This is a genomic window from Pseudomonas sp. B424 (assembly GCF_055408345.1).
The window spans coordinates 1-24,854 of sequence record NZ_JBUZTL010000023.1 but is presented as its reverse complement, the minus strand read 5'-3'; the positions used below and the strand labels follow the sequence as shown (position 1 = coordinate 24,854).

Genomic DNA, 24,854 nt, shown 5'->3' with positions numbered 1-24,854 from the left:
TGCGCTTTTTTATCGAACTGATGATCTCTACTCTCTGCTCCATCGCCTTACAGTATTTACAGATGGAGCTTACCCGCCATGTCCAATGTTCTGATCATTGAAAGCAGTGCCCGTCAGCAAGACTCGTTTTCCCGGCAGTTGACCCGGCAGTTCATCAGCCAGTGGCAAGCCGCGCATCCTGCTGATCGTGTGACCGTTCGTGATCTCGCCCGCAACCCGGTGCCACACCTTGACGCCAACCTGCTGGGAGGCTGGATGAAGCCCGAAGCGCAACGCAGCGCCGAAGAAAACGCCTCCCTGCAGCGCTCCAATGAACTGACCGATGAGGTACTGGCCGCTGATGTTCTGGTGCTGGCGGCCCCGATGTACAACTTTGCGATTCCCAGCACCCTCAAGGCGTGGCTTGATCACGTGTTGCGGGCCGGGGTGACCTTCAAATACACCGAGACCGGGCCACAAGGGCTTCTGACCGGCAAGCAAGCATACGTACTGACTGCCCGCGGCGGGCTATATGCGGGTAGCACCTCGGACCACCAGGAACCCTACCTGCGTCAGGTCATGGCATTTATCGGGATTCACGATGTGACCTTTATCCATGCCGAAGGCCTGAACCTGGGCGGTGATTTCCAGGAAAAAGGTCTGAACCAGGCCAAGGCCAGACTTGCTGCAATCGCATAGGCTGTTAATCAACAGATAATCGCCGGGTGGCTTAATCGTTTCATTGCTCCTTCAAGCATGCGGTTCGCGCATCGAACCTCCCTTTGCACTTTCTTGAGTGCTCGTACCCGATCAGCCCTTGCGCTGGATCGGGTTTTTTTTGTCTGCGCATTACCGGGTGATGGTAAAGGTCGATGTAAAACCGCTAAGGTCGCGCACCTTCTGATGAGCTTGCGGGTGTGTTGCCGGTGAGCAGTTTCGATTTCTGAGCGAGAGATTCATGGGCTATCTGTTAATTGTCACCTTGATTCAGGCGTTCTCCTTCAGCCTGATTGGCGAGTATCTGGCCGGGCACGTCGACAGCTACTTTGCTGTTCTGGTGCGCGTGGTGCTGGCGGGGCTGGTGTTTATCCCGCTGACGCGCTGGCGTCAGGTAGAACCCGGCTTTATGCGTGGCATGTTGCTGATCGGCGCCCTGCAGTTCGGGATCACCTATGTTTGCCTGTACCTGAGTTTTCGTGTGCTGACGGTGCCTGAGGTGTTGCTGTTCACCATTTTGACGCCGCTGCACGTGACCCTGATCGAAGATGCACTCAACCGGCGTTTCAACCCGTGGGCGCTGGTGGCGGCGCTGGTGGCCGTGGCGGGGGCAGGGGTGATTCGCTTCGACAGCATCAGCCCTGATTTCTTCAAGGGCTTCTTGCTGCTGCAACTGGGCAACTTTACCTATGCCGCCGGGCAGGTGTTGTACAAGCGCCTGGTGGCGCGCTATCCGAGCGACGTGCAGCATTACCGACGATTTGGTTTCTTTTATCTGGGGGCTTTGGCAGTGGTGTTGCCGGCATTTCTGCTGTTTGGCAAGGCCAACTTCCTGCCGGAAGCTCCCTTGCAATGGGGCGTGCTGGTATTTCTGGGGCTGATTTCTACAGCGCTGGGTCTGTACTGGTGGAACAAAGGTGCATGTATGGTCAGGGTCGGCACTTTGGCTGTGATGAATATCTTGCATGTGCCGGTCGGCTTGTTGATCAGCTTGCTGATCTGGAACCAGCACGAGTCCCTAGGGCGCTTGTTCGTTGGCGCGATGGTGATTGTGCTAGCCGTCTGGATCAGTCGGCTAGACCGCAGGGCTGTGACGGTCTAAGGTCAATCACAGTCCATTTACCACCGCAAGGGAGAGTCGGAATGACAGTCAGGGTGTTGATCTTGCCGGGCCTGTTCAATTCGGGAGCAGAGCATTGGCAATCTCACTGGGAGCAGCGCTACAGCGGGCTGCACCGCGTCAAGCAGGAAGACTGGGAGACCCCCGTCTGCACAGACTGGGTGCAGAACCTGCAAAAAAAGATCACCAAAAGCGAGCGTCCTGTGGTGCTGGTGGGGCATAGCCTGGCGTGCACGCTGATTGCCCGCTGGGCGCAGCAGCATCCCGCAGAGGCCAAGCGGGTACGCGGGGCCTTGCTGGTCGCGCCCAGTGATACCGAAGCCGAGAGCTACCCTGGCGGTACGGCGGGCTTCACTCCGATGCCGCTGAATGCGCTGCCGTTTGACGCGATTACCGTGGCCAGCACCAACGATCCCTACGTCACCCGCGAGCGGGCCACTGCATTCAGCGAAGCCTGGGGCAGCGAACTGGTGTGGCTGGAGAATGCGGGCCATATCAATGGTGACGGGGGCTTTGGGGCCTGGCCGCAGGGGATCGAGTTGCTGTTCAAGCTGACCGGCGATCCCCAGTTCAAGCAGGCTTGAACATGTAGTCGCTGACGAGGCGCGCAGCCTCGTTCCTCGTCAGCGGTTACACATCAGTCTTCGGCCATGGCCAACGGCGCCTTTATCTTGTTCAGCAGCCCGTCGCGCAGGTCATTGCCGCTCGGTTGCTGATATACGCTCAGCCCGAACTCGGGCATCACGGCCAGCAGATAGTCAAAGATATCGCCCTGGATCTGCTCGTACTCGTCCCACACCGTGGTGCGGGTAAAGCAATAGACTTCCAGCGGTACACCTTCGGGTGTGGCTTGCAGCTGGCGCACCATGCACGTCATGTTCGGCTGAATCATGGCGTGGCTTTTCAGGTACGGCAATGCGTAGGCGCGGAATGTGCCGATATTGGTCATGCGTCGACGGTTGGCGGACAGCGCCGCGACGTTGCCCTGGGCTTCGTTCCAGCTTTTGAGTTCGGCTTTCTTGCGGGTCAGGTAATCGCGCAGCAGATAGACCTGCTCCAGGCGCTCTTCCTGCTCATCGGTCAAAAAGCCAACCCCGGCGGCATCAATATTCAGGCTGCGCTTGATCCGGCGCCCGCCGGACTGCTGCATGCCGCGCCAGTTCTTGAACGACTCGGACATCAAGCGCCAGGTCGGAATCGACACGATGGTCTTGTCGAAGTTCTGCACCTTGACGGTGTGCAGGGTGATATCGATGACATCGCCATCGGCACCGACCTGCGGCATCTCGATCCAGTCGCCCACACGCAGCAAGTCGTTGCTGGTCAGCTGCACGCTGGCCACGAACGACAGCAGGGTGTCTTTGTAGACCAGCAGGATCACCGCAGACATCGCGCCCAGGCCCGAGAGCAGCAGCATCGGCGAGCGGTCGATCAGGGTTGCGACAATGATGATGGCCGAAAATACATACAGCAGCATTTTCGTCAGCTGGATGTAACCCTTGATCGGTCGGGTCTTGGCGTAATTGGTGCGCGAGTAGATATCGAGCAAGGCGTCCAGCAGTGCGCTGATGACCCGCGTCAGGACAAAAATCGTAATGGCCAGCGCCAGGTTGCCAAGGAAGTGGCGACCGTTGTCGCTCATGTCCGGCACGAGATTGCGTCCGAATTGCACCATCAAGGAGGGCGTCAATTGCGCCAGGCGGTGAAAGACCTTGTGCTCACGCAGATCGTTGATCCAGTGCAGGGCCGGTTGGCGGGCCAGAATCTTGGTAACGCGCAAAATCAGGATGCGGGCCACGTGTCCGGCCAGCAGAGCGATGGCCACCAGAATAATCAGCCCGAAAAGTGCTGACACCCAAGGGTGCTGATCCAGATTGCTCCAAAGATCCTGGAATTGGGCCCAGAGTGATTGAGTATCCATAGGTTAAAACGCTGTCCTGTAAAGAAATGACAGAGGGGATTAGAGCACTTCAGGGCAATTTAGTGGCCTTCGTTGGACTAAAGACCTTAAAAAACCATTTGTTTCACGCCGTTCGTGCAAAGAAACTCGGCCTTGGCGCTCGAAACCGTTACTCTATGCCGCTGATTTTTTGTATTTCTTCGAGGTAGCACCCGTGTTTTCCGATTTCGCCCTGCACGAACGCCTGCTTAAAGCTGTGGCCGAGCTTAAATTTGTCGAGCCTACGCCTGTGCAAGCAGCGGCCATCCCGCTCGCGCTCGAAGGGCGTGACCTGCGGGTTACAGCTCAAACCGGGAGTGGCAAAACTGCCGCTTTCGTCCTGCCGATTCTGAACCGTCTGATTGGCCCAGCCAAAATCCGCGTCAGCATCAAGGCGTTGATTTTGCTGCCGACCCGCGAGCTGGCGCAGCAGACGCTTAAAGAAGTTGAGCGCTTTTCGCAGTTCACGTTCATCAAGTCCGGCCTGATCACCGGCGGTGAAGACTTCAAGGTCCAGGCTGCCATGCTGCGCAAGGTGCCGGACATCCTGATCGGTACTCCTGGCCGTTTGCTGGAGCAACTGAACGCCGGCAACCTCGACTTGAAAGAAGTTGAAGTGCTGGTGCTCGACGAAGCCGACCGCATGCTCGACATGGGCTTCTCCGAAGACGTTCAGCGTCTGGTCGACGAGTGTCCGAACCGTCAGCAGACCATGCTGTTCTCGGCCACCACCGGTGGTTCGGGTCTGCGTGAAATGATCGGCAAGGTTCTGAAAGATGCCGAGCATTTGCAGCTCAACCAGGTCAGCCAGCTGAACGCCACGACGCGCCAGCAAGTGATCACCGCTGACCACAACCAGCACAAAGAACAAATTGTGAACTGGCTGCTGGCCAACGAGACGTATCAGAAAGCGATCGTTTTCACCAACACCCGCGCCATGGCAGACCGTATATACGGTCGCCTGGTGGCTCAGGACTACAAAGCATTTGTCCTGCACGGTGAGAAAGATCAGAAGGATCGCAAGCTGGCCATCGACCGCCTGAAGCAGGGCGGCGTCAAGATCCTGGTTGCCACCGACGTGGCAGCACGTGGTCTGGACGTTGAAGGCCTGGATCTGGTGATCAACTTCGACATGCCACGCAGCGGCGACGAATACGTACACCGTATTGGTCGTACCGGCCGTGCGGGCAACGACGGTCTGGCCATCTCGCTGATCTGCCATGGCGACTGGAACCTGATGTCCAGCGTTGAGCGCTACCTGAAGCAAAGCTTCGAGCGTCGCACCATCAAGGAAGTCAAAGGCACCTACGGCGGACCAAAAAACGTCAAGGCCTCGGGCAAAGCTGTTGGCGTGAAGAAGAAAAAGACCGATGCCAAAGGCGTCAAGAAGAAGTCGGGCGCCAAGGCACCGACCAAGCGCAAGATAGCCAATCGCCCGAAGACCGACGCTCTGTCGCTGGTCAGCAAAGACGGCATGGCACCGCTCAAGCGCCGCAAGCCGGAAGCTCCAGCCGCTGAATAAGGCGCTGGCGTGACCCACAAAAAACCCGGCCTGTGCCGGGTTTTTTGTTGTCTGTACCGCTGTTTTCGTAAGGGTTGGCTTACCAGCCCGGCTCAGTAAAAAGTCCGTTCAGCCTTGAACGTCAACAGGCCATCACACTGGGAGTTCTGCCCCGAATAGGCCGAGCACTCCATGCCATCTAGGCTGGAGTCGCTGTAGATCAGGTTCAGGTCGATGCCCATCCAGGGTCGTGACAGCTTCACTGACCAGTCATTGAACGCGTGTACGCTGCTGCCATCTGCGATGGATACGGGCGTGCCCAGCTGGTGAGTGGTGTACTTCATGCTCACCCCGATGCCGAAGGGCTGGTTGAGCCCCAAATCGGCAAACAGTGTACTGTCGCGCCGGTCCGGGTCGTTGCTGAAGGCGGCGCCAAAGCGCGTACCCAGCACTGTGAGGCCGGCAAAGAATTGTTGGCTGTCGAGGGAGTCGAGTTTTGGGTAGCTGTAATGGATCAACCCCAGTTCGTAGCCCAGGGTCTGGTCGAAAGGGTGTTTGTAGCCCAGGTAGGAGTCGACTTCGAGGTTGCTGCCAGGCTTGATGCCCATGGTGGGCGCCCATTGTCCGACATACCAGCCGCTGTCGTGGGTGAGGTCCAGGCCGCCATGGAAGGTCGAGCCGGGGGTTGTGGGCTTGACCAGGCCCTGAGCCATGCTGCGGCTAGGCTGGGTGGCCAGTTTGAGATCGAAATCCCCCAGTTCCCGTGCAAAGACCTGTGCGTCCACAGTGGCGCTGGCGAGTAGCGTACCGGCCAGCAGTAAAGCCCGTGTGAGCATGATCGGCTCCCTATATGGGCTCAAAGGCTTGATTCAGAGCCTTTGGAGCATACGCAGGAAAGTCGGCAGCAGGGTGCCGTTCGTCGATTTATCGATTCGAATCAGGGGCGTTACAGGGGAACAAAGGGGATAAATCGATAGTCCTAGCGCCTTGGATGGCAAAGCGCATGAGGACCAGATGACGCGAGGGGTATTACTTTTTGCCCAGCGTGATCTGCTTGGACGGGCCAAAAGTCTGGCCGCTGACGCCTTTTTTGATTTCCTGAATTTCGCCGCCGGATTTCAAGAATGCTTCAATTTGAGCATTGATTGAGGCGCTGGTTTCAACAGCGGGAGCTGGCTTGGCTTTGCTGGCGGATGCTTTTACACGCATGGCGGCTATTGTCCTGTAGAAAATAACTTGGCCAGCGATAGTACCTGAAATACTTGACAATTGCTTGTTAAATATCTTCGTAAAATAAAGGCGGTGTTCTGTGGTCGGTGATAAACAATCGTGTAATTGTCGGCTAACTCGCTGTTTTAATTCATAACAGAGGAGGGTATTTAATCGTGTTCAGGCGCTGCTCGCTGGATTTCCAGCCCCTTGCCGGCTGACGAGTGGCACCCGGGGTGCGCTATAAAATCCAGACAAATCAAACCTTTCGCAGATTTTTTGGATGCCGGGCTGCGGCGCTCCAATTCGCCCCCCTAAACTCGGGTAGAATGCCGCCTACGTAATGAGGGTATTGGACATGGCTTTAATCGGTCGCTACAACAGTTTGCAAGTGGTTAAACATACGAGTTTTGGTTTGTATTTGGACGGCGGGGCAGACGGCGAAATCCTGTTGCCCAATCGTTATATTCCAAAAGATATTCCCAGCGAAGATGAAGACTGGCTCAACGTCTTTGTTTATTTGGACAGTGAAGACAAATTACTTGCCACCACTGAAAAACCAAAAGTTCAGGTCGGTGAGTTCGCCAGTCTTAAAGTGGTAGAAGTTAATAGCATCGGTGTGTTCCTTGATTGGGGCCTGCCGAAAGATTTGCTGTTGCCGTATTCCGAAGAAAAACGCCAGATGACCGCCGGCGAATATGTCGTGGTGCACGTTTACCTCGACAAGCACACGCGTCGTATCACCGCGACTGCGCGTCTTGACCGTTATCTGGACAAAACCCCGGCCAATTACCAGGTTGGCCAGGAAGTTGATCTGTTGGTGGCCGAAGCCACGGACATGGGCTTCAAGGCCGTGATCAACAACAAGCACTGGGGCTTGATCCACAAGAATGAAATCTTCAAGTTCATGCGTGCGGGCAAGCAAGAGAAAGGCTTCATCAAGGAAGTTCGCGCAGACGGCAAGATCAGCCTGAGCCTGCAGCCGGTCGGCCAGGAAGCCGCCAGCAGCCTGAACTCGAAAATCCTGAGCAAGTTGCGTGACAACAGCGGCGTGCTGCCGGTCAGCGACAAAAGCGCGCCTGAAGTGATCAGTAACCTGTTCGGCGTCAGCAAGGGCAATTTCAAAAAGGCCATTGGCGCGCTGTACAAGGAAGGCAAGATTGCAATCCACGCAGATCGTATCGAACTGATCTGAGCCAAAGCCAAGGGGGCTGGCGACATGAGAAAAGCAGTGTGGGCGTATATCGGTGCGTTGATGGCTTTTCTGGTGCTCGACGGCCTGTGGCTGGGCGTGCTCATGAGCTCTACCTATAAAGAGCTGCTGGGTTCGCTGATGCTGGAGCAACCCAAGTGGGGGCCCGCCATCGTGTTCTATCTGTTGTACGTGCTGGGCGTGGTGTTCTTTGTCGTGATGCCGGCCCTGGCCCGTGGCAGCGCGCGAAGAGCAGCCTTGACCGGCGCGTTTTTCGGATTGGTGGCCTATGGCACCTACGACATGACCAACTGGGCGACGCTGCAAGGCTGGTCTGCCCAGTTGGCGTTGATGGACATGGCCTGGGGCGGGTTATTGACCTGTCTTGCAGCCTTGTCGGGTTATTGGGCGGCACGCAAGCTGGCGTCCTGACTCCTTTCGGCAACAGGTTACATACTGCGCTGTATCTGGCCTTTCCCGGGCGTAGCTTTTTAGGTGGTCTATGAGTATTTCGCGGCGAGCAACGGATGCTTTCGCTCTGCAAGTCATGCTGGGCCTGTGCCTGATCTGGGGTGTGCAACAGGTGATAATCAAAATCGCGGCGCCGGACATCGCACCCGTGATGCAGGCGGCCGCGCGCTCCGGCATCTCGGCGCTGCTGGTGGGGCTGTTGATTTGCTGGAAAGGCGGCTGGAACCAGGTGCCCGCCACTTGGCGCGGTGGCTTGCTGGCCGGTAGCCTGTTCGGCCTGGAGTTCTTCTTTATCTCCGAAGGGCTGCAACTGACCAGTGCCGCGCATATGTCGGTATTCCTTTATACCGCACCGATTTTCACCGCTCTGGGGATTAACTGGTTATTGCCCAGCGAGCGCTTGCGGCCGTTGCAATGGCTGGGGATTTTCCTCGCGTTTGCAGGGATCGCCTTCTCCTTTGCCGGCGGTATGTCGTTTGCGGACATGGATCGCAATATGCTGCTGGGCGATGCCTACGGGATTCTGGCCGGCATGGCCTGGGGTGCGACCACGGTAGTGGTGCGCGGCTCCAGGCTGTCCGAAGCGCCGGTGACGCTGACTTTGTTCTATCAACTGATTGTCGGTTTCGTCGGTTTGCTGGTAATCGCTGCGGCCAGCGGCCAGATCACCCATGTCAGCCTGACCAGCGTCGCAGTGGCCAGTGTGCTGTTCCAGGGGCTGGTGGTGTCGTTCTTCAGCTACCTGGTGTGGTTCTGGCTGCTCAAGCGCTACCTGGCCTCCAACCTGGCGGTGTTCTCGTTCATGACGCCGCTGTTCGGCGTGACGTTCGGTGTGCTGGTGCTGCACGAGCCCTTGAGCATCAATTTTGTGGTGGGCGCAATTTTCGTGCTGCTGGGCATCACGTTTGTCAGTGCGGAGCAGTGGGTGCGTCGCAAAGTACGCGCTCTGCTGGGCAGTTGACCGACTGCCAGGCCAGCACGCCTGCCAGCAGCAACCCGCTGGCAGCAATGACCAGCGCCGGTTGCAGCCCACCACTGAAATGACTGCTGAGCGCTGCCAGCAACGGCCCGCACAGCTGGCCCACGGCGAAGCAGGCGGTCAACAAGGCAGCGTTGCGGGCCGTCGCATGGGGCGCCAGGTCCCGTGAGCGTTGCATGACCAGCGGCATGCAGGCCAAAAACGGTGTGCCGCACAGGATGACGCCCAGTGCCAGCCCGGTACTGCTCGGCAACAGGCACGCCAGCACGCCAAGGGCTTGAATCCATAATCCGCCCATCAGCCAGAAGCGCGTGGTGCCGGGGTCGGGGCGGCGCAAGCTGATCAGCGCCACGCCTGTCGCGGCGCATAGTCCGAAGGCGGGCCAGAACAAGTCGGCTTGCCACTGGCCGTGAAACTGGGCGCTGGCCATTTGCGACAAAAACGTTGCAGGGATGATGTAGCCCAAACCATAGAGCCCATAAATCGCCCCCAGGCGTGCAATCCCGGGTTGGCGCGTGCCCGGTGCAGCGGTCGGTGGCTGTGCCGGTAGCGCGGACGATTGCGGCAGTATCGGCACAATCACCAGTAACATGATCAGCGCCGCAACGGCATAGACCAACCAGAGCGTGGCAGAGCCTTGGCCCGATACATTGGCGGCCAGTGCCAGCAAACCGGTCAGCACAACGCCAGCCCCGGGCCCTGCAAACACCAGCGCTCCCAGGCGCGGGCGGTTGGCGCTGACGGCTATCTGTTGACTGAGGGCGGTGATCATCACCATCACCCAGGCACTGGCGACCCCCGAGCCAAAGCGCAAGAGCAGATGCGGCCAAAAGCCGTAGGCCCAATATGAAATCAGCGTCAGTCCGACACACAGCCATAGGCCTGTGTGCAAGCGGCCACGGACTTGATCCGGGCGTCTGGCGCGCATGGCATCCAGGGCGCCGACCAGATAGCCCAGATAATTGGCCGCCGCGATCAGCCCGGCACCGGTGAGGTCGATCTGCCCTTCGCTGATCAGGTGCGGCAGTTGCGGCGTCAGGGAAAAGCGGCCAATGCCCATGGCCATCATGAGTGCGATAAAGCTGGCGAGTAAGCGGGTCAGGGGTGACATGCTGCGAGTTCCTGAGAGAAGACAATGACCGTCAGGCTAGAGGCAATTGACATTCCTTAAAAATGAATAATAGTGAGTAACTTGTTCTGTTTTGGAGAATGGTGTGGAGTTCAGCCAGTTACGAATTTTTCAGGCCGTGGCCGAAGAAGGATCGATCACCCGAGCGGCTGAGCGACTGCATCGCGTGCCCTCCAATCTGTCGACCCGGCTCAAGCAGCTTGAAGAGCAAATGGGCGTCGAGTTGTTTGTGCGCGAACGCCAGCGCTTGCAGCTGTCCCCGGCGGGGCAGGTGTTGCTGGACTACACCGCGCGGCTGTTTGCCCTGCACGATGAAGCGCTGGGGGCGGTGCAGGGCGGTGTGCCGTCAGGCAAGTTCACCCTGGGCACGATGTACAGCACCGCGGCGATTCATCTGCCCGCGTTGCTGGCGCGCTATCACCGCAGCTACCCGGGGGTGAACCTGAACGTGCAGTCGGCACCGAGCGGCGAGCTGCTCGAAGGGTTGCTGGCCGGGCGTCTGGATGCTGCGCTGGTGGATGGGCCGCTGGAACTGGCAGGGCTGGATGGGGTGGTGTTCTGCGAAGAAAGCCTGGTGCTGATCAGCGATCTGGATCATCCGCCGATTACCCGCGCCCGGGACGTGCAGGGCAGGGAGGTGTTTACCTTTCGACAAGGCTGCTCGTACCGGGCCCGGCTTGAAGCCTGGTACGCCAGTGATCGCGCCGCTATGGGGCGGGTGATGGAGATTGAGTCCTACCAGGGCATGTTGGCCTGTGTGGTGGCCGGATCGGGCGTGGCGCTGATGCCTGCGTCTATGCTGGCCAGTTTGCCGGGGCGTGAAAGTGTCGGCATACATGCCTTGCAACAACCTTTTGCCAACGCTACAACATGGCTGATGTGGCGAAAAGGCATGATGGGCGCCAACCTGAATGCGTGGATAGAGCTGCAGCAGACACCGTCGGCGTTAAACAGCCCGCTGTCGACGAAACTTCGGGTGTCGGCTTGAGTCAGATTTGTACGAGATTAGCCTAAAGTTCATTGACCTTAGGCAAGCATTGCGTAGGACTTAGGGCTATTATCTGTGTGAAGCGACTACAGAATTCCCGTCGCCAGAGTGACCCCAAGGGGGAAATATGAAAGACAAACTGCAAACCTGGCTCCATGACGTTGGTGTTGCACTTGGCCTGATCGAGCCGCCACTGCAACCTGTGCCTATTCCTGTCCAGGAACCGCGTCGTCGTCCGCAACGTCGCCGTTAAGGCATGCATGCTTGCGCCGTGCGCAGGTGGCTGTCCTGTTTCTTCTGCTTCTGGCCGGTAGAAGCTGCTGTTGCGTGAAAGAAAGGGCAGTGTGAACTGCCCCCCTATCTTCAGGGCCTGTTAGCCCATGCTATAGCGCACGCTGTAATTGAGCGGCGCAGTGTCTGTTTTCTCCGTAATTCGTGCCTCGCACTTCACATCATCCATACCTGTAGAGGATGCACTGGCTGACCGAGTGGAGCTCAGTGTCGGCCTCAACATGCCGAATGACTGGGTAACTCTCAGCTCTGTGGTAAAGGTGCATTCCCGATTGCCGTTGGCATATGAAATGGTTTCGCGAAGTGTTGCAGGGGTTTTTCTGGGGTAGCCGAAGTTGGTCCTGTAGTTGGCTTCAAATGAGTGCTCGCTTAACGGGTCGACATCAAAGAACCCCGGCTCGGTCAGCGACAGATTCCAGCTCGAGCGATTGAGTTTGAGCGGTCCGGACGTCTTATTGATGATTTCGAAGGTCAGTGTGGTGACATCTGCCTGAGCATTGACGCCAGCCAGCGCCATGCCGGTAGCCACTAAAATAGAGGCCAGATACTTTTTAAAGTGGGTCATGAGGTTAAGTCCATTTAATGTCAGGAAGTGCTTGAGGTTGTGCGGCGACATCCCATGTCGGCGCTTTTTAAGAGTAGTTTGAGGGTCTGATTGGCTGGCAGCGATAAAGCGCTGTAGTGGCGGGGTATTGGTGTTCTGGTTTGTATGAGGCAGTAGATACAGCGGGGGCATTTCTAAAAAAAACGGGTACGACATGTGATGTCGCACCCGTAGAAGCAAGTGTTTGTCAGGCGATGCTGGCCACTGGTACTGGCCGCCGATCCAGCAGGCTGACCACTACAAAGCTGATCAATGCCACCGCCAGGCTGAAGTAAATCGGTGTGTTGGCTTCCAGGCCGTCCTTGAACATGAACCCCAGTGCCGTGACAAACCCCAGCGCCATACTGGTAATAGCGCCTGCGGTGGTGGCGCGCTTCCAGAAAATCGCCCCGATCAATGGCACCAGCATGCCGCCGACCAGCAGGTTATAGGCCAGCGTGAGGGCGCTGATCACATCGTTGACCACCAGTGCGATTCCCAGCACGGCAAACCCCGTCAGCAAGGTAAACAGGCGGTTGATGTTGAGGCTCGACTGTTTGCCGCCGCGCAACTTGGGCAGCAGGTCTTCGGTCAGCACCGTGGAGGCTGCGAGCAAGCCTGCGCTGGCGGTCGACATCATGGCCGCCAGGGCTGCAGCAATCACCAGCCCGCGAATGCCGTCCGGCAGTGAGGCTTTAACGATCGCGGCGAAGGCGTTGTTGACGTTGTCCAGGTCCGGCAGCAGCACATGCGCCGCCATGCCGATCAGGGCGCAGGTCAGGCCGTAGAGGATGCAGTAAAGACCGGCGAACGTGCCCGCGTACTTGGCCACTTTGGCGGTTTTTGCGGTGAATACCCGTTGCCAGATGTCCTGGCCGATCAGGATGCCGAAAAAGTAGATCATGAAGTAGGTGATGATCGTGTCCCAGCCGATGCTGGTGAAGCTGAAGTTCGAGGCGGGCAACTTGCTCACCAGCTCATCCCAGCCGCCGACGCGGTACAGGCAGATGGGCAGCAGCACGAACATCAGGCCGACGGTCTTGATCACAAACTGCACGATGTCGGTCAGGGTCAGCGACCACATGCCGCCAATGGTCGAGTACACCACCACCACACCGCCACCGAGCAACACCGAAATCCAGAAGGGCAGGCCGAACAGCACTTCCAGTACGGTGCCGATGGCCAGAATCGAGGTCACGCCGATCATCAGTGCGTAGGCCAGCATGATTACCGCGCTGGCCTGACGGGCCATCGGGTTGTAACGCTTCTCCAGCACCTGGGTGACGGTGAAAATTTTCAGCTTGAGCAGCGGCTTGGCCAGGAACAGGTTCAGCGCGATGATCCCGCAACCCAGTGCGGCACACAGCCAAAAGCCGGAAATCCCGTGCACATACCCAAGGCGCACCGTGCCGACGGTTGAGGCGCCGCCCAGTACGGTTGCCGCCATGGTGCCCATGTATAGCGTGGGGCCCAGGTTGCGCCCGGCGACCAGATAGTCTTCGTGGGTCTTTGCCTTGCGCATGCCGTAGTAACCCAGCACGAGCATTGCCGCTGCGTAGATAAGGACGACCAGTAGATCTAAAGCCATGATGGCGAATCTCCGATTATTTTTTTTATGGATGCAGCTAGTCACAGCACGGGTGGGCGGCACCGTTTTAATGGTGCCGCGCAGACGTCCTTATCGATGCACGACGCCGGGGAGCACGCAGAGCATTTCGTAGAGCAGATTGGCGCCCAGCAGTGAGGTATTGCCGGTCGTGTCATAGGGCGGCGAGACCTCTACCAGGTCGCAGCCGACCAGGTCGAGGCCCTGACAGCCGCGTATCACTTCAATCGCCTGAATGGTGGTCAGCCCGCCGATTTCCGGGGTCCCGGTGCCGGGCGCCCATGCCGGATCGATGCCGTCGATATCAAAACTCAGATACACCGGGCCATTACCGACTTTCTCGCGCACTTCGGCCATCAGCGGTGCCAGGGATTTGTGCCAGCACTCTTCGGCCTGCACCACGCGAAAGCCCTGGTTGCGGCTCCAGTTGAAATCTTCGGCGGTATAGCCCTGGGCGCGCAGGCCGATCTGCACGACCCGGTCACAGTCCAGCAGGCCTTCTTCCACGGCGCGGCGGAAGGTAGTGCCGTGGGCGATTTTCTCGCCGAACATGTGGTCGTTCACATCCGCGTGTGCATCGATATGCACCAGCCCGACCTTGCCGTGTTTTTTGTGGATCGCCCGCAGAATCGGCAGGGTGATGGTGTGGTCACCGCCCAGGGTCAGCGGGATCACGTCGTGTTCGAGGATCTCGTCGTAAGACTCTTCGATGATGCGCACTGCATCCAGCAGGTTGAAGGTGTTGATCGCCACGTCGCCGATATCGGCCACCGACAGCGAGTCAAAAGGTGCGGCGCCGGTGGCCATGTTGTAGGGGCGGATCATCACCGATTCGGCGCGGATTTCCCGGGGGCCAAAGCGGGTGCCGGGGCGCAGCGAGGTGCCGATGTCCAGCGGTACGCCAATAAAGGCCGCGTCCAGGCCTTTGGCCGACTGCAGGTGAGGCAGGCGCAGCATGGTGGCGATGCCGGCGAAGCGCGGCATTTCGTTGCCGCCCAGTGGTTGATGAAGAATTTTGTCCACGGGATAAGCCTCGTCGTTTGTTGTGGTTATGGCGTTCGATTCTGCGAAAGGTGTGCGGCGGGAAGAATCCCTGTGGGCAAATACTTAGTTCAGATTTTTCTAAACTAAAGAGGTTAAACTTCTGGTCTCAAAATCACACAGCTGGGCTGTGGGAAGGTCAGTCCCCGCAATCAGGTGAGTCATCCATGGCCAACGCTTTACCCGATCTGAAACTATTGCGAATCTTTGCCAGCGTGGTCAGGCACCAGGGCTTTGCCAATTCCCAGCAGGCGCTCAACCTCTCGACCTCGGCCATCAGCACCTACATGAGCCAGCTTGAAGCCAACCTGGGGTTGGTGCTGTGCCATCGCGGCCGGGGCGGGTTCAGCCTGACGAGCAAAGGCGAGCTGTTCCATCAGGAAACCTTGCGTCTGCTGGGCGAGCTGGAGGGTTTTGAGCAATACGCGGCGGCGCTCAAGGGCGAGTTGCGCGGCACCTTGAACCTGGGTGTGATCGACTCCACCGTCAACGACAAGGCGCTGCCCTTTGCCGAGGCCATTGGCGCCTACAGTCAGGAGCACCCGGCCGTGCACCTGCATTTGTCGGTGCTGAGCCCGTATGAGTTGCAGCTCGGGGTGCAAGATAATCGCCTGGACCTGGCCATCGGTGCGTTTTCCACGCGCATGAGCGGGTTGCTTTATCAACCGTTGTATCGCGAGCAACACTGGCTGTACTGCAGCAGTCGCCATCCCTTGTTCAGCGAGCGGCGCATCCCCGAACCGGTGATTACCCAGCAGCGCATGGTTGGGCGCGGGTACTGGAGCCAGGCCGAACTGGCGCGCCATGGCTTCAAACACAGCGCGGCGACGGTCGACAGTATGGAGGCGCAACTGATCCTGGTGCTCTCGGGGGCTTACATCGGCTATCTGCCCGAACACTACGCAGAACCGTGGGTGGAGAAGGGCGACTTGCGTGTGCTGCTCCCCGCGACCTTTGGTTATCAAGCACCGTTTTCGATGATCGTGCGCCGCGGCCGCAGCCGGGAACCGCTGATTCAAACCTTCCGCGACTTGCTCAAAGCGCAGCTTCATAAACCTTGACCGAGAGTTTTACAACCATGTCCCGAGCCCAATGCCCTCGTTGCTTGCGCCCGCAAACTCACTGCTTGTGCGAACTGATCCCACAGCTTGAAAGCCGTACCCGGGTCTTGCTGTTGCAGCACCCGAGTGAGGTCAACCATGCGCTAAACACGGCGCGGCTGGCTGCATTGGGCTTGGCCAACGCCGAGTTGCGAGTGGGTGAGGTGTTTGAGGATCTGGCCACGCTGCTCAACCCGCCCGGGTACAGGGCGCGGCTGTTGTTTCCGGGGGATGACGCGCAGTTGATCTCTGCCCATGCCCCGCCAGGGGATGACCTGCCACTGTTGTTGGTGGTGCCGGACGGTACGTGGCGCAAGGCGCGCAAGTTGCTGCACCTCAACCCGTTGCTGGCGCAGTTGCCACGGGTCACGTTGCCTGAAGGTGCTGTGTCGCGCTATCGACTGCGCAAAGCGCCGGGGCCGGGAGCCTTGTCGACCCTGGAAGCCATCGTGCAGGCGCTGGAAATCCTTGAACCTGCCACTTCGTTCGCGCCCTTGCTGCGTCCGTTCGAGGCGTTGATTGAAGGGCAGATTGAAGCAATGGGTGCCGAGACCTATCAGAAAAATCACGGTAAGCCTCAAGACCTGTAGATACTCTGTTGTAGGTCAAGCCCTATTCGCGAGCAGGCTCGCTCCCACAGTTGCCGTTTTCCTGCAGCCTTCGGCAGCGGCCACCAGTTGTTTGGGGGTCAGGGTTTTTCGAGGGTTTTTTGACGCAGGATGTAAATGCTCACCAGCACCGCACTGGTCAGCATAAAGCCCCGTGCCCAAGGGAGGGGCACGAGGTAGCAGGACAATCCGATACTCAGCCACATCAGGCCAATGGCGTAGACCTTGCCCTTGAGCGGGATACCGTTGCCGTCCAGATAGTCGCGGATCCATGGCCCGAGCCGTGGGTGCTCGACCAGCCATTGATAAAAACGTGGCGAACTGCGCGCAAAACATGCGGCAGCCAATAGCAGAAAGGGTGTTGTAGGCAGGACAGGCAGGAAAATACCGATAACCCCCAACGCTACGCTCAGCCAGCCGATGGCAAACAGAGCGTAGCGCAGCAACCGCGGACGGTTGCCGGGCGAGGGCTGAGCCACTGAGTGATCAGTGGTGACGTGGCTTGAGGATCGCCGGCTTCTCGTCAGGTGCCTGGCACAGCAGGTACAGGGCGGTCAGCGCTTCAGGGATCTGAACGATCATGTCGTCCATCAGGTTGGCATCCTTGGCGATGTCTTCGAACTCAGGCTGGTCATCGAACAGGCCCGAACCGACCATGATCGGCAGCAGCATTTCGCTGACTTCTTCTTCGGCGGTTTCGAACCAGGCGGCTTCGCGCATGAATACGCCTTCCATGAAGCCGACACACCAGCCGCGCAAATCGGAATCGTCCGGCTCGTCGCCCAGATCCAGGTCACAAGGCAGCTCGAACTCTTCGTCGGACGCCAGTTGGCGAGCGATGTGAGCCTTGAGCTGGATCAGCGTGCCTTCGATCTCGGCGCGCTGGGCGTCGTCCTGGTAATGCGGGGCTTCGGAGAAGATGGCGTCGATCCACTCGCGCTCAGGCACATCTTCAGAACAGATGGACAGGGCAGTCAGATAGCCGTGGGTGGCCACGTAGTCCAGCGCCTCGTCATGCAGCTCGTCGGCGTCGAGGAAGACTTGCAGGCGGGTTAGTTGCTCAGCGAAGGACATTAATGTGCTACCTAGTAAATAAACGATAGTGAATTCTAGGCTTTCTTGAGCGCCCAAGCCAGTCGCAGGGCACATTTGCCATCAGTTCCCGGTTATCAGTGTTGCAATTACACGCCCCGCAGCGGGGGAGTGCTCGGGTATACTGCCGCGTTTTGTGATGCCCTGCGGTAAATGTAGCGCACCGGTGCCCGAGCCTTTAAAAGGCTTGCGGCCACGGCGGGTCGTGCTGGCGCAGGGGTGTTTCGGCGATTTCTGGAGTTTCTATGCTCGAACAGGCTCAACGCGTACTCAAAGACATCTTCGGCTACGACAGTTTCCGTGGCCGCCAGGGTGACATTATTGAGCGCGTGGCCCTGGGTGGCGACGCCTTGGTGCTGATGCCTACCGGCGGCGGTAAATCCTTGTGCTTCCAGGTCCCGGCGCTGCTGCGTGACGGTCTGGCCGTGGTGGTGTCGCCGCTGATTGCCTTGATGGACGATCAGGTCGCAACCCTCGAGGAACTCGGTGTGGCCGCTGCGGCCTTGAACTCGACGCTCAACGCCGAGCAACAGCGTGAGCTGGCGATCCGGATCAAGCGCGGCGAAGTCAAAATGCTCTACCTGGCGCCCGAGCGTCTGGTGCAGCCGCGCATGATGGCGTTCTTGCAAAGCCTGGATATCGCCCTTTTTGCCATCGACGAAGCCCACTGCGTATCGCAGTGGGGTCACGATTTCCGCCCGGAATACCTGCAACTGGGCCAGTTGGCCGAAGTGTTCCCGAATGTGCCGCGTATTGCCCTGACCGCCACGGCAGACAAGCGCACCCGCGAAGAAATCGTTACCCGTCTGCATTTGCAGAACGCCGAACGTTTTTTGTCGAGCTTCGACCGGCCCAATATTTTTTACCGCATCGTGCCCAAAGAGCAGCCGCGCAAGCAGTTGCTGGCGTTCCTCTCGGAACGGCGCAGCGACGCGGGCATCGTTTACTGCCTGTCGCGTAAAAAGGTCGACGAGGTGGCGAAGTTTCTCTGTGAGCAGGGCTTCCCGGCCTTGCCGTATCACGCCGGCTTGCCGAGCGACACCCGCGCCGCCAACCAGAAGCGCTTCCTCAACGAGGAAGGGCTGATCATGGTGGCGACCATTGCTTTCGGCATGGGTATCGATAAATCCAATGTGCGCTTTGTGGCGCACCTGGATTTGCCCAAGTCCCTTGAGGCGTATTACCAGGAAACCGGCCGGGCAGGGCGTGATGGCTTGCCCGCCGACGCCTGGATGGCCTACGGCCTGCAAGACGTTGTGATGCTCAAGCAAATGCTGCAAAACTCCGAAGGCGATGAGCGACACAAGCGCCTGGAGCATCACAAACTCGACGCCATGCTGTCCTTGTGCGAAGAGCCCCGCTGCCGCCGTCAGACCTTGCTCGCGTACTTCGATGAAGAAATGCCGCAACCCTGCGGGCATTGCGACAACTGCGTGGATGGCGTGCAAACCTGGGACGCCACCGAGCCTGCGCGTCAGGCGCTGTCGACGATTCACCGCACTGGCCAGCGCTATGGCACAGGTCACTTGATCGACGTGCTGCTGGGTCGGGAGAACGAAAAAATCCGCAGTGTGGGTCATCAGCATCTGTCGGTCTTTGGCATTGGCAAAGACCGCGCCGAAGGTGAGTGGCGCACGCTGTTCCGCCAGCTGGTGGCCCGTGGCCTTGCCGATATTGATATCGAAGGCTATGGCGGCTTGCGTCTGAGCGACAGCTGCCGGCCGTTGCTGCGTGGCGAAGTGACGCTGGAGCTGCGTCGCGAACTCAAGCCGCAAACCACGGTTAAAAGCAGCTCTGCCAGCCCGGCCAGCCAGTTGGTGCGCGGCGAAGAGCGCGAGCAGTGGGAAGCCCTGCGCGCCTTGCGCCGCAAATTGGCCGAAGAGCACGGCGTGCCGCCTTACGTCATCTTCCCCGATTCGACCTTGCTCGAAATGCTGCGCAGCCAGCCCACCTCGTTGTCCGAGATGGCCACGGTCAGCGGCGTGGGTGCGCGAAAACTGGAACGTTACGGCGAGGCATTCCTCGAGGTGCTGGGCGGGCAGGCCGAAACGCCAAAAGTGGTGGCTGATATCCGCCACGAATTGATCAGCCTGGCCCGGGCCGGCATGACCCCGCTGCAGATCAGCGGGCAACTGCAGTGTTCTGAGAAGAATGTTTACACCATGCTGGCCGAGGCCATCGGGCGTCAGGAACTGTCGCTGGAGCAGGCGCTGGACCTGCCTGAAGACCTGATGGAAGAAGTGCAGGATGCGTTCCTGGATGGCGAAGGGGAGCTGCCGAGCGTGGCCAGCATTGCCGAACAGTTCAAGGGCCGGGTGCCTGAAGGTGTGCTGTATTGCGTGCGAGCTGCACTGCAATCGGAGTTCGAAATCTGACTATGATGTTGATTATGTAACGATTGATTGACTTACACCCCTTGCCTATGTGCAAGCGCCATGCTTAGCTGACTAATAATTAGTTTCACTCTATTTTCAGTCTAATCATTGAGTTTTTTATGCCGTTAACCGATCAGCACCGTTTTGGTATGCAACTGGCCCAAATGTCCCGTGGCTGGCGTGCCGAACTGGATCGTCGTCTTGCCGGTCTCGGCTTGTCCCAGGCCCGTTGGCTTGTGCTGCTGCACCTGGCGCGTTTTGATGACGCGCCGACTCAGCGTGAACTGGCCCAAAGTGTTGGCGTCGAAGGTCCGACCCTGGCCCGCCTGCTCGACAGCCTGGAGGCCCAGGGGCTGGTACAGCGCCACTCGGTGGTTGAGGACCGGCGCGCCAAGAAGATCGTCCTGAGTGATTCTGCCCGGCCGTTGATCGAGCAGATCGAAGCCATTGCCACCGCGTTGCGCCAAGAGCTGTTCGTGGGCATAGATGAGGAGGAGCAGCGCATTTGCCTGCGGGTTCACAAGCGCATTCTGGATAACCTCGAAAAGCACTGATCCCTGCACATTTCTCCTTGTGGGAGCGAGCCTGCTCGCGATGACATCACTGCGGTCTCTTTGGAAGACCGCGCTGCCAGCATCGCGAGCAGGCTCGCTCCCACATTGGCTTGAACCGTCAGAACGTCTGTCCAAGGTTCAAATACAACGCCTTCTGGTTATCGTCGTTAAAGCCATAACTGAAATTCAGGGGGCCAAGCGGTGTGTCGAATCCGATAAAGATGCTCGCCGCGTTGATATAGCCGCTGTCGAACTCGTTGTCATTGTTCCAGGCGCGCCCGCGCTCCAAAGAGGCACCGGCATACAGCGGGAAATCAAACGGCAAGTACGAACGCGGGGTAAGCCGGCGATAGTAAACGGCACGTATCAGGCTGATGTTTTGCCCGGAAATCGCGTCCTGCCTGAAGCCCGACAACTGCCGGGCTCCGCCCAGCAGGTAGCTCGATGTGACCACGTTGGCCTGATCCAGCGTGCGGGCGTAACGCCCGCCCAGAATCCAGGTGTCGGGCCCTGAACTCATGGCCTTGTCCAGATTGAACTCCCATTGGCGATAGCGCTCGTCCGAGCCCAGCGCCGGTTCGAACTGGCGCACGCTCATGCTGATGTCTTCGCCCGAGTGCGGGAAGTACACGTTGTCCAGCGAGTCGAACGAGTACTTGAGGTCGTAGAAGCCTTCATTGAAGCTGGTGCTTGGCAGGTCCTGCTCACCAATTCGCACATTGGCTTCGCCCCATGCCTCGCCGACACCCAGGCGGATCTCGCCGCTGTTACCGATTTGACGACCGACATTCAAGCCAAAACCGTAGCGCTCCAATCGATATTCGGCGATGGGGTCGTTGTCGAGGATGGCTTCCACGTTTTGTGACTGGGCATTGATGTACGGCGCCACGAAGTACCGCGAGCCCGCATCCAGCGGCTGATAAAACTCGCTGTAGAGCTCTTGCTGATCGCCAATCTGCACCCGGGTCAGCCATTCCGCGCCCAGGGTGTTGATGCCGTTGACCCGGTAGCTGGCGCCGAGGTTAAACGCGTTGTCGCCGCGCAGGTCGTCAGACAGGTTGAGCCCCAGTCGCAGGTAATCGGTGCCGCCGCGTTTGGCCCGTGCAGTGATCACCAGTGTGCGTTCCTTGCCTTTGTGCACCACGCGGTATTGCACCTGGTCGAAGTAGTCCAGGCCGTAGAGTGTGCCCATGTCCCGTTGCAGACGGCCCAGGTCCAGTGGTTCGCCGATGGGTTGGCGGATGTAATAGCGGATCACCGAGTCGCCGATTTTTGAGTCGTTTTCGATTTTGATCGCGGTAATGACCGGCGTGCGTTCTTCGGCGGTGCGGGCGGCTGCCAGTTGCGCGTCGTCGGGCTGGCGCAGGCTGGACAGGCGCTTTTCGAGAATTTGTGTGGCGCGGTAGCCGGCGTTGATGATGTCTTGCGAGCGGCCAAAGTCGGTGACGCCGAAGCTGGCGAGTGCGGGCTGGATCAGGATGTCATCGGGTTTAAGGGACGCAAGCTGCACCTCGGAGTTGCTGCGGGTCATCAGGGTGATGGATTGATTGAGGATGTCGAACACGGTGTTGAGCTGTTTGCGCCCGCGCAGCGGGGTGCCGATGTCGACCACTATGACCAGGTCCACGCCCATTTCCCGGGCCACATCCACCGGGATGTTGTCGACCATGCCACCGTCGACCAGCAATTGACCGTTGATTTCAACCGGGGCGAACACGGCCGGGATCGACATGCTGGCACGGATCACCTGGGGCAGATGGCCTTTGCGGAACACTACTTTTTCACCGTTCACGATATCGGTGGCAACGGCGCGGAACGGGATCGGCAGCTTGTCGAAATCACGGATATCGCTGCTGTGGGCCAGCAGGCTTTCCAGCAGCAGTGCCAGGTTCTGCCCCTGGATCACGCCCAATGGCAGGCCCAGACTGCCATCGTCGCGAAAACTGAGCTTTTGCTTGATCAGAAAGTCACGATCATCCTGCTTGCGCCGGAACGGCACGTCCTCACGGTCTGGCGAGTCGGACAGGGCTTCTTGCCAGTCGATGCCCAGTGCGAGTTTTTCAAGCTCGTCGATCTTGTAGCCGGAGGCATACAGGCCGCCGATCACCGCGCCCATGCTGGTGCCCGCGATGGCATCGATGTGAATACCCTGTTCTTCGAGTGCCTTGAGCACGCCGACGTGGGCCAGGCCTCGGGCGGCACCGCCTGACAGCACCAGACCGATTTTCGGCTTCGGGGCTTCGGCGGCAAACAGTACCAAGGGGCATAAACACAGGAGTAAAAAGCTCAGCAGGCGGCGCATCATGAATCTCGGGGCAAGCGACAAAGGCGGCTATTATAGCGGCGCCTTTCCCTTCAGAGCCTTTGAAATCATGTCGCTCACCAAACCTGAAATTGTCATTACCTATTGCACCCAATGCCAGTGGCTGCTGCGCGCTGCATGGCTGGCTCAGGAACTGCTCAGCACCTTTGCCGAAGACCTGGGACGGGTTGCACTGGAGCCGGGTACCGGCGGGGTATTCCGCATCACCTGCAACGGCGTACAGATCTGGGAGCGCAAGGCTGATGGCGGCTTCCCGGAGGCCAAGGTGCTCAAGCAGCGGGTTCGCGACCAGATCGACCCGCAGCGTGATCTTGGCCATAACGACCGGGTTCAGTGAGCGGCGGCATCTACTGATGCCTTGCCCGGTGCCGGGCCGCTGGCCATGCGGCTCGACACCACGATCGCGACGATAATCAACACGCCGCCCAGCAGCATGCCCAGCGTGGGCGTTTCGTGGAACAGCACCCATGCCAGGGTGATGCCGTAGACCGGCTCCAGAGCAAAGACCACGGCGGCCGTACGTGCCTTGATCACCGCCAGGCTGGCGACGAACAGGCTGTGGGCCACCCCGGTGCACAGCACGCCGAGCAGGCCGATCCACAGCCAGTCCAGCGGGCGAACGTCACCCAGCCCCGGGGCAGCGAAAGGCAGCAGGCACAAGGCAACCACCGCGTTTTGCCACATGGCGGCCTGCACGGCGGGGATCCGCCCCGAGTTGGCGCGGTTGTTGAGGGACAGCAACGAAAACAACAGGCCCGAGGCAACCGCCCACAGCAAGCCCTCGGTGGCCTGGCTGGCCAGATCAAAGCTCGGGGTGACGAGGATCAGTCCTGCGCTGACCAGTATCACCAGAATGATTTCGTTGAGCCGGATACGCTCGCGAAAAATCAGCCCTTCAAGTATCACGGTAAACGCCGGGAAGCTGGCAAAGCCCAGCGTTGCAATCGCCACCCCGGCAATCTTTACCGAGATAAAAAAGCTCACCCAGTGCCCGGCCAGCAGCAAGCCGCTGAGCAGCAGATTGCGCGCGTCACGCAGTGACAACCGGTACCAGACCGTACTTTTGGCCAGCCCGGCAAAGCAGGCCAGGGCCAGTACGGCGAACGCGGCGCGGCCGAAGACAATGATCGAGGGGGATGCCGCCGCGAGTTTGCCGAACACGCCGGTCAGGCCGAACATCAACGCGCCAATATGCAGAGCGCCCAAAGCGGTACGCGGAGTCATTGCAATCCTTAAATCAATACAGGCAAGGGCTGCAGTCTAAGGCGCGGGTTGGGGGGTTGTCTGTCGCGGGACTGGCGTCAGTTGTCGCCAGACTCGCGGCGCAGCACCGAGGGCGATGCGCCGAATTCGCGGAGCATGGCGGCGGCGAATGCGCTTTGCGAGCTGTAACCGACGCGGCTGGCGATTTCGCCGATGGGCAGGTGGCTATTGCACAGGAGAGTGCGCGCGTTGTGCAAACGGCGCTGACGGATGTAGTCCATCGGTGTTTGCCCACACTCGGTGATGAAGCGACTGTGCAGGCGCGCGCAGGACAAACCCGCAATGCGTGCAAGATCTGCAACTTGAAGCGGGTAGGCGGCGTTCTGGTCGATATAGGCATCCAGAGCACCGAAGGGCAGGCGTCTGGGTTGGGCTTGTTCTGGCGCGAGGGTATTCAAGCTGGCCAGCAGCAGAATCGCCCCTTGGCGAGCGATCAGAGGGTCAGTGACGGGGCTGGCGGCAAGCCAGCTCACCAGCTGATGTTGCCTGGGGTCCAGGGGCAAGTGCCCGGCGGTGTCGAGCAACCGGCGGCTGGCATCGGCGTGATTGCCCAGGGATTGTCCGAGCCAGTTTTCGCCCGGCACATCCAGCACCAGGCAATGGCTGCCCCGGGGGCTGCCGCAGGTGTGGTGGGCCCCGGCGGGCACGATGATCAAGTGCTGCTGGTGCAGCAGGCTGGCCCGGCCGTCCACCTCAAAGTCGAGTGTGCCGGACAAGCTGATCACCACTTGCGCGTGCTCATGGCTGTGGGCAATCACGTCGTGACGGTAATGGCGCAGTGACAGGATTTGGCC

Annotated in this window: 26 protein-coding genes; 14 read left to right on the top strand and 12 right to left on the bottom strand. The window is 59.2% G+C overall.

Going from position 1 to position 24,854, the window contains the following annotated elements; all coding sequences use genetic code 11:
- The first annotated feature begins 78 nt into the window (after positions 1–78).
- The 3 genes from ACZRMS_RS21260 (at position 79) to ACZRMS_RS21250 (ending at position 2,400) form a co-directional block, all read left to right on the top strand.
- Positions 79–678 (top strand): FMN-dependent NADH-azoreductase, encoded by a 600-nt coding sequence (locus ACZRMS_RS21260; protein ID WP_463996949.1) that lies wholly within the window; start codon positions 79–81, stop codon positions 676–678.
- Positions 679–937: 259 nt separating this feature from the next.
- Positions 938–1,798, top strand: coding sequence for a carboxylate/amino acid/amine transporter (locus tag ACZRMS_RS21255; protein ID WP_463996948.1), 861 nt, complete (start codon positions 938–940; stop codon positions 1,796–1,798).
- A 41-nt stretch (positions 1,799–1,839) separates the two neighbouring features.
- Positions 1,840–2,400, top strand: coding sequence for an RBBP9/YdeN family alpha/beta hydrolase (locus tag ACZRMS_RS21250; RefSeq protein ID WP_463996947.1), 561 nt, complete (start codon positions 1,840–1,842; stop codon positions 2,398–2,400).
- A gap of 53 nt (positions 2,401–2,453) precedes the next feature.
- Here the strand turns inward: ACZRMS_RS21250 and ACZRMS_RS21245 are convergent, their stop codons facing one another.
- Positions 2,454–3,737, bottom strand: a complete 1,284-nt coding sequence (locus tag ACZRMS_RS21245; protein WP_463996946.1) for a mechanosensitive ion channel family protein — start codon at positions 3,735–3,737, stop codon at positions 2,454–2,456.
- A 193-nt stretch (positions 3,738–3,930) separates the two neighbouring features.
- On the opposite strand from ACZRMS_RS21245, the gene ACZRMS_RS21240 reads away from it, so the two are divergent.
- On the top strand, positions 3,931–5,277 hold the full coding sequence (locus ACZRMS_RS21240; RefSeq protein WP_048360701.1) for a DEAD/DEAH box helicase: 1,347 nt from the start codon (positions 3,931–3,933) through the stop codon (positions 5,275–5,277).
- A gap of 92 nt (positions 5,278–5,369) precedes the next feature.
- On the opposite strand, the gene ACZRMS_RS21235 is transcribed toward ACZRMS_RS21240, so the two are convergent.
- Both ACZRMS_RS21235 and ACZRMS_RS21230 read right to left on the bottom strand, forming a co-directional pair.
- Entirely contained in the window at positions 5,370–6,092 is a 723-nt protein-coding gene (locus tag ACZRMS_RS21235) for a TorF family putative porin (protein WP_463996945.1), read from the bottom strand.
- A 193-nt stretch (positions 6,093–6,285) separates the two neighbouring features.
- Entirely contained in the window at positions 6,286–6,465 is a 180-nt protein-coding gene (locus tag ACZRMS_RS21230; protein ID WP_048360704.1) for a hypothetical protein, read from the bottom strand.
- A 358-nt stretch (positions 6,466–6,823) separates the two neighbouring features.
- On the opposite strand from ACZRMS_RS21230, the gene ACZRMS_RS21225 reads away from it, so the two are divergent.
- The 3 genes from ACZRMS_RS21225 to ACZRMS_RS21215 all read left to right on the top strand — a co-directional run bounded on the left by ACZRMS_RS21225 (position 6,824) and on the right by ACZRMS_RS21215 (position 9,089).
- A complete protein-coding gene (locus tag ACZRMS_RS21225) occupies positions 6,824–7,660 on the top strand; it encodes a CvfB family protein (RefSeq protein ID WP_463996944.1) in 837 nt (278 codons plus the stop codon).
- Positions 7,661–7,684: 24 nt separating this feature from the next.
- The gene (locus ACZRMS_RS21220; protein WP_463996943.1) at positions 7,685–8,089 is read left to right on the top strand and encodes a DUF2177 family protein; all 405 of its coding nucleotides are present in this window, start codon (positions 7,685–7,687) and stop codon (positions 8,087–8,089) included.
- A gap of 70 nt (positions 8,090–8,159) precedes the next feature.
- The gene (locus tag ACZRMS_RS21215) at positions 8,160–9,089 is read left to right on the top strand and encodes a DMT family transporter (RefSeq protein ID WP_463996942.1); all 930 of its coding nucleotides are present in this window, start codon (positions 8,160–8,162) and stop codon (positions 9,087–9,089) included.
- On the opposite strand, the gene ACZRMS_RS21210 is transcribed toward ACZRMS_RS21215, so the two are convergent.
- Positions 9,037–10,218, bottom strand: a complete 1,182-nt coding sequence (locus ACZRMS_RS21210; protein ID WP_463996941.1) for an MFS transporter — start codon at positions 10,216–10,218, stop codon at positions 9,037–9,039. The genes ACZRMS_RS21215 and ACZRMS_RS21210 overlap by 53 nt on opposite strands.
- A gap of 103 nt (positions 10,219–10,321) precedes the next feature.
- Between ACZRMS_RS21210 and ptrR the strand changes: the two genes are divergently transcribed.
- Together ptrR and ACZRMS_RS21200 are read left to right on the top strand one after the other, a co-directional pair.
- Positions 10,322–11,224 (top strand): putrescine utilization regulator PtrR, encoded by a 903-nt coding sequence (gene ptrR, locus ACZRMS_RS21205; RefSeq protein ID WP_463996940.1) that lies wholly within the window; start codon positions 10,322–10,324, stop codon positions 11,222–11,224.
- A 127-nt stretch (positions 11,225–11,351) separates the two neighbouring features.
- On the top strand, positions 11,352–11,477 hold the full coding sequence (locus tag ACZRMS_RS21200) for a PA1414 family protein (RefSeq protein WP_463996939.1): 126 nt from the start codon (positions 11,352–11,354) through the stop codon (positions 11,475–11,477).
- A gap of 120 nt (positions 11,478–11,597) precedes the next feature.
- On the opposite strand, the gene ACZRMS_RS21195 is transcribed toward ACZRMS_RS21200, so the two are convergent.
- From ACZRMS_RS21195 to speB, 3 genes are all read right to left on the bottom strand, one after another.
- Positions 11,598–12,275 (bottom strand): hypothetical protein, encoded by a 678-nt coding sequence (locus tag ACZRMS_RS21195; protein ID WP_463996938.1) that lies wholly within the window; start codon positions 12,273–12,275, stop codon positions 11,598–11,600.
- Positions 12,276–12,306: 31 nt separating this feature from the next.
- Entirely contained in the window at positions 12,307–13,686 is a 1,380-nt protein-coding gene (locus tag ACZRMS_RS21190; protein ID WP_463996937.1) for a sodium:solute symporter family protein, read from the bottom strand.
- Positions 13,687–13,776: 90 nt separating this feature from the next.
- Positions 13,777–14,727: an agmatinase gene (speB, locus tag ACZRMS_RS21185; protein WP_048360711.1), complete on the bottom strand. Its 951-nt coding sequence runs from the start codon at positions 14,725–14,727 to the stop codon at positions 13,777–13,779.
- Positions 14,728–14,912: 185 nt separating this feature from the next.
- Here speB and ACZRMS_RS21180 point away from each other — a divergent pair, with 185 nt between their 5' ends.
- Positions 14,913–15,806, top strand: a complete 894-nt coding sequence (locus ACZRMS_RS21180) for a LysR family transcriptional regulator (protein WP_463996936.1) — start codon at positions 14,913–14,915, stop codon at positions 15,804–15,806.
- A 17-nt stretch (positions 15,807–15,823) separates the two neighbouring features.
- Complete coding sequence (locus ACZRMS_RS21175; RefSeq protein ID WP_463996935.1) at positions 15,824–16,435, top strand: tRNA-uridine aminocarboxypropyltransferase; 612 nt, start codon at positions 15,824–15,826, stop codon at positions 16,433–16,435.
- A 98-nt stretch (positions 16,436–16,533) separates the two neighbouring features.
- Here ACZRMS_RS21175 and ACZRMS_RS21170 read toward each other — a convergent pair whose 3' ends face one another.
- Positions 16,534–16,932 (bottom strand): YbaN family protein, encoded by a 399-nt coding sequence (locus tag ACZRMS_RS21170; protein WP_162200696.1) that lies wholly within the window; start codon positions 16,930–16,932, stop codon positions 16,534–16,536.
- A 7-nt stretch (positions 16,933–16,939) separates the two neighbouring features.
- On the bottom strand, positions 16,940–17,527 hold the full coding sequence (locus ACZRMS_RS21165; protein ID WP_048360714.1) for a UPF0149 family protein: 588 nt from the start codon (positions 17,525–17,527) through the stop codon (positions 16,940–16,942).
- 263 nt (positions 17,528–17,790) lie between these two features.
- Between ACZRMS_RS21165 and recQ the strand changes: the two genes are divergently transcribed.
- Together recQ and ACZRMS_RS21155 are read left to right on the top strand one after the other, a co-directional pair.
- A complete protein-coding gene (gene recQ, locus ACZRMS_RS21160) occupies positions 17,791–19,920 on the top strand; it encodes a DNA helicase RecQ (protein WP_463996934.1) in 2,130 nt (709 codons plus the stop codon).
- Between the two features lie 119 nt (positions 19,921–20,039).
- Positions 20,040–20,474 (top strand): MarR family transcriptional regulator, encoded by a 435-nt coding sequence (locus ACZRMS_RS21155; RefSeq protein WP_463996933.1) that lies wholly within the window; start codon positions 20,040–20,042, stop codon positions 20,472–20,474.
- A gap of 118 nt (positions 20,475–20,592) precedes the next feature.
- On the opposite strand, the gene ACZRMS_RS21150 is transcribed toward ACZRMS_RS21155, so the two are convergent.
- A complete protein-coding gene (locus ACZRMS_RS21150; RefSeq protein WP_463996989.1) occupies positions 20,593–22,776 on the bottom strand; it encodes a patatin-like phospholipase family protein in 2,184 nt (727 codons plus the stop codon).
- 70 nt (positions 22,777–22,846) lie between these two features.
- Here ACZRMS_RS21150 and ACZRMS_RS21145 point away from each other — a divergent pair, with 70 nt between their 5' ends.
- On the top strand, positions 22,847–23,134 hold the full coding sequence (locus ACZRMS_RS21145; RefSeq protein ID WP_048361058.1) for an Rdx family protein: 288 nt from the start codon (positions 22,847–22,849) through the stop codon (positions 23,132–23,134).
- Here the strand turns inward: ACZRMS_RS21145 and ACZRMS_RS21140 are convergent.
- Positions 23,128–24,021: a DMT family transporter gene (locus ACZRMS_RS21140; RefSeq protein WP_463996932.1), complete on the bottom strand. Its 894-nt coding sequence runs from the start codon at positions 24,019–24,021 to the stop codon at positions 23,128–23,130. The two genes, ACZRMS_RS21145 and ACZRMS_RS21140, sit on opposite strands and share 7 nt — an antisense overlap.
- Before the next feature lie 77 nt (positions 24,022–24,098).
- Complete coding sequence (locus tag ACZRMS_RS21135; RefSeq protein ID WP_463996988.1) at positions 24,099–24,848, bottom strand: helix-turn-helix transcriptional regulator; 750 nt, start codon at positions 24,846–24,848, stop codon at positions 24,099–24,101.
- Between the last annotated feature and the right edge of the window lie 6 nt (positions 24,849–24,854).